A 763-nucleotide genomic window follows, 5' to 3' on the forward strand; every position below is an offset into this window, starting at 1 on the left:
AAGATATGTTCTTTTGTTGAAATATCGGCATAAAAAAAGAAAATCGAGATATCCAATATATCAGCAATTTCTTGTAAGCGCCCTGCCCCCACACGGTTCAATCCTTTTTCATATTTTTGGACTTGTTGGAAGGTTATCCCTAAACGGTGCCCTAATTGTTTTTGAGACATTTTCAACATTTCTCGTCTCAAACGAATTCTCTTGCCTATCAAAATATCGTTAGAATGTGGATTTTTGGTTTGCACTGAAAGCCCCCCGCCAAGTGCGAGCGCCCTCGCATAAGTATTCCGGGAGTCAAAAACACTGAGTTCAGTCAGCTTTTTTGCTTTTAGTGTGCAAGCACACCTGGACATGGCAAAAACTCCCGGAATTCCGGGATACCCACAAAAGTAGGTTAATTTTTATGTACTGAACTTTAGGGTTTTTGAAGCCCTCTTGATCGTTGCGTCTACGACCAAAGTCACCCTTTAAGGTATAAAGTAATTTCGAAAGATTTACAATAAAATTTAAAGCCGTGTTTTATCTTTCAGCAATCAAACACAAGATTGCTTTTTGTTGTTTAGGCTTAAGCTCTCTAAAACTTTTCAAAAGGATATGCTCTTCTTGGTTTGAGGTCATTTCTTCATAAGGAAGCAAGATATGTTCTTTTGTTGAAATATCGGCATAAAAAAAGAAAATCGAGATATCCAATATATCAGCAATTTCTTGTAAGCGCCCTGCCCCCACACGGTTCAATCCTTTTTCATATTTTTGGACTTGTTGG

At 38.0% G+C, this 763-nt stretch carries 1 protein-coding gene and 1 pseudogene; both read right to left on the minus strand.

Annotation, left to right across the window (positions count from 1 at the left end; genetic code table 11):
* A partial coding sequence (locus CER18_RS09775) for a helix-turn-helix domain-containing protein (RefSeq protein WP_100129748.1) occupies positions 1 to 353 on the minus strand: 353 nt, incomplete at its 3' end.
* Positions 354 to 519: 166 nt separating this feature from the next.
* Positions 520 to 763, minus strand: a pseudogene (locus tag CER18_RS09780) (helix-turn-helix domain-containing protein); the annotation flags it as partial.

The organism is Bartonella tribocorum (assembly GCF_002777915.1).
Classification (GTDB): Bacteria; Pseudomonadota; Alphaproteobacteria; order Rhizobiales; family Rhizobiaceae; genus Bartonella; species Bartonella tribocorum_A.